Raw genomic sequence first — 3,236 nt, 5'->3', positions numbered from 1 at the left:
GCCCTGAGGCGCATGGGGTCTTCGTCGTGGCAGGCGCTCAGTAGGCGCTGTTCACGTTGTCCATCGAGCCGTAGCGGTCGGCGGCGTAGTTGCACGCGGCGACGATGTTCGCGACCGGGTCGTACAGGTCGAACTTCGTGCCCTTGACGTGGTACGCGGCGAAGGTCGGCTGGATGACCTGGAGCAGGCCCTTCGACGGGATGCCGTTCTGGGCGTTGATGTCCCAGTTGTTGATCGCGCGGGGGTTGCCGCTCGACTCGCGCATGATGTTCTTGTGGATACCGGCGTACGTGCCCGGGATGCCCTCCTTCTTCATGATGAAGAGGGCTTCCTTGATCCAGCCGTCCAGGTTGTTCGCGAAGACGGGGGTGCGGGCGGCGGAACGGCTGGCCGCCGCCTTCGCCTCGCGGTCCTTCTTCGCCTGGGCCTCGGCCAGCGCCTTCGCGGCGTCCTTGGCCTTCTGGTCGGCGACGGCCGTCTGTGCGTTGAGGTGCTGCTTCACCGTCTGGGTCCACGCCACGGGGGCCACGGACACGACCGTCTCGGGCCGCGCCTGGGCGGCGCCGTCACCGGCGTCGGCCGGGACGAGGGAGAAGGCGAGGGCGGCGGCACCGAGCGTGGCGACACCGGCGATGGACAGCTTGTGTGCCTTCGTCAGACGACTGTGACCGGGAGTGCTGGAAGCAGACATGGCGGGGCAACCTCTTCGACGGGGGCACCCCCGGGGGATCTGGGGGCGGGTGGCCGCAGGACAGCGCCGCGTGGATCCGGGATCCGCGGGGCGCTGTGCGACGTCGACATTCTTAGCGGTGGCAAAAACCCCTGGCAAAGGTGTGACGTACGATCCCGCTTAGTGGATCAGGCCCCCCGGCCCGAGCCCCGATCCGATCCCCGGCACTAGGCGCGCCCGCACTGACAGGGTCTTTATCTGTCCACTAGGCCGCTTCGTAAGTGATGTGCGTCCTATGCCCGGGCTCACATCGACCACGTAACGGTCTCACCCACAGTTGCACCAGCAACGCACTGCGTGACCGATCTCCGCCTCAAGGAGGAGCCGGACCCCCGCCGGCCTCCTCCCCAAGGCAGAGAACCGGCCCCCCTCCTGCCGCCCCCGGGCGGACGGCATCCGGCCCGGGACCTACGCCCGAAGCCCGATCCCGCAGGTCAGAGCCGCCGGTACGGTGACCCCATGGACAAGGGACCCCGTTCGGGGCTGGCGGCCGTCAGCAGCGCGCTCCTCGCCATGAGCCGGCGCCTGGAGGTCCGCGACGTCCTGCGCACGATCGTGGCCTCCGCCCGCGAACTGCTCGACGCCGAGTACGCGGCCCTCGGCGTCCCGGACGACCACGGCGGCTTCGCCCAGTTCGTCGTCGACGGCATCAGCGAGGAGCAGTGGCGCCGCATCGGCCCCCTGCCCCGCCAGCACGGCATCCTCGCCGCGATGCTCCACCAGGACGGCCCCGAGCGGCTGGCCGACGTACGCAAGGACCCGCGCTTCGGGGGCTGGCCCGCCGCCCACCCCGAGATGTCCGACTTCCTCGGCCTGCCCATCCGGGACGGCGAGGAGACCCTCGGCGCCCTCTTCCTCGCGAACAAGCGCGGCGGCGCCGCCGCCGGGTTCACCGACGAGGACGAGGAACTCCTCTCCCTCCTCGCCCAGCACGCCGCCATAGCCCTCACCAACGCCCACCTCTACGAGCGCAGCCGCGAGCTCACCATCGCCGAGGAGCGCTCCCGGCTCGCCCACGAGCTGCACGACGCCGTCAGCCAGAAGCTCTTCTCCCTGCGCCTCACCGCCCAGGCCGCCGCCGCCCTCGTCGACCGCGACCCGGCCCGCGCCAAGGACGAGCTCCAGCAGGTCGCCGTACTGGCCGCGGAGGCCGCCGACGAGCTGCGCGCCGCCGTGACCGAGCTGCGGCCCGCCGCGCTGGACGAGGACGGCCTCGTCGCCACCCTGCGCAACCACGTCCGCGTCCTGGACCGCGCCCACACCGCCGCCGTCACCTTCACCTGTGACGGCGTACGGGCCCTGCCCGCGTCCCAGGAGGAGGCGCTGCTCCGCGTCGCCCAGGAGGCCCTCCACAACGCCCTGCGCCACTCCGGCGCCGACCGGGTCGAGGTCACCCTCGCCCGGACCTCCGGCGGGGGCGCCGTCCTGCGCGTCCGCGACGGCGGCCGGGGCTTCTCCCCGTCCACCGTCCGCACGGCCGGCCGCCACCTCGGACTGGTCTCCATGCGGGACCGCGCGAGCGGCGCCGGGGGCCGGCTGGAGGTCCACTCGGAGCCCGGCGAGGGCACCACGATCGAGATGGAGGTCCCCGGTGGCTGACACCCCCGGCCGTCACCGCATCCGCGTCCTGCTGGTCGACGACCACCAGGTGGTCCGGCGCGGCCTGCGCACCTTCCTGGAGGTACAGGAGGACATCGAGGTGGTCGGCGAGGCCGCGGACGGCCAGGAGGGCCTCGCCCGCGCCGAGGAGCTGCGGCCCGACGTGATCCTCATGGACGTCAAGATGCCGGGCACCGACGGCATCGAGGCACTGCGGCGGCTGCGGGAGCTGGCGAACCCCGCGCGGGTCCTCGTCGTCACCAGCTTCACGGAACAGCGGACGGTGGTCCCCGCCCTGCGGGCCGGCGCGGCCGGATACGTACACAAGGACATCGACCCCGACGCGCTCGCCGGGGCCATCCGCTCCGTGCACGCCGGGCACGTCCTGCTCCAGCCGGAGGTCGCCGAGGCCCTGCTCGCCGCACAGGACGACCGGCCCGGCTCGACGGGCCGGCCGGGCGCCCTGACCGACCGGGAGCGCGAGGTCCTCTGCCTCATCGCGGACGGCCGCTCCAACCGGGAGATCGCCCGCGCGCTCGTCCTGTCCGAGAAGACCGTCAAGACGCACGTGTCGAACATCCTGATGAAGCTCGACCTCTCCGACCGGACACAGGCCGCGTTGTGGGCGGTCAGGCACGGAATCGCGGACTGACCGGGGCGACAATCCCTTCAACGGAGATTCATACGGTCGGGTGTATGTCGCCCACATGGCGTATCCCGGCGGGCGGGGAAGCCGTTCTCCATCACGTGCCGCGACGGCTGGTCGCGGCAGACGTACTGGAGGACGAGAACGTGAAGAACTTCAAGAAGGCCGCTGCCGTCACCATGATCGCGGGCGGCCTCGTCGCCGCGGGTGCCGGTGTCTCCTCGGCTCTCGGCGGTGCGTCGGCGGTGGGGGAGGCTCTGA

General features: G+C 71.9%; 3 protein-coding genes and 1 pseudogene. 3 read left to right on the top strand and 1 reads right to left on the bottom strand.

The genetic code is table 11. The features are described from left to right. Positions 1–37: 37 nt before the first annotated feature. Entirely contained in the window at positions 38–691 is a 654-nt protein-coding gene (locus ACFV0Q_RS40180; RefSeq protein ID WP_385012878.1) for a transglycosylase SLT domain-containing protein, read from the bottom strand. Positions 692–1,189: 498 nt separating this feature from the next. Between ACFV0Q_RS40180 and ACFV0Q_RS40175 the strand changes: the two genes are divergently transcribed. From ACFV0Q_RS40175 to ACFV0Q_RS40165, 3 genes and pseudogenes are all read left to right on the top strand, one after another. Further along, on the top strand, positions 1,190–2,329 hold the full coding sequence (locus tag ACFV0Q_RS40175; RefSeq protein WP_385012877.1) for a GAF domain-containing sensor histidine kinase: 1,140 nt from the start codon (positions 1,190–1,192) through the stop codon (positions 2,327–2,329). Then, a complete protein-coding gene (locus ACFV0Q_RS40170; protein ID WP_385012875.1) occupies positions 2,322–2,981 on the top strand; it encodes a response regulator in 660 nt (219 codons plus the stop codon). Before ACFV0Q_RS40175 ends, ACFV0Q_RS40170 begins: the two co-directional genes overlap by 8 nt. 44 nt (positions 2,982–3,025) lie before the next feature. Continuing rightward, a pseudogene (locus ACFV0Q_RS40165) lies at positions 3,026–3,236 on the top strand (hypothetical protein); the annotation flags it as partial.

The sequence above is a fragment of the Streptomyces sp. NPDC059564 genome (genome assembly GCF_042735575.1).
Lineage (GTDB): Bacteria > Actinomycetota > Actinomycetes > Streptomycetales > Streptomycetaceae > Streptomyces.
This window is presented reverse-complemented; position numbering and strand designations above follow the sequence as displayed.

What these genes read in the sequence shown, in the direction of transcription:
- ACFV0Q_RS40180 (WP_385012878.1), bottom strand. Translation starts at nt 691, where the DNA reads ATGTCTGCTTCCAGCACTCCCGGTCACAGTCGTCTGACGAAGGCACAC.
- ACFV0Q_RS40175 (WP_385012877.1), top strand. Translation starts at nt 1,190, where the DNA reads ATGGACAAGGGACCCCGTTCGGGGCTGGCGGCCGTCAGCAGCGCGCTC.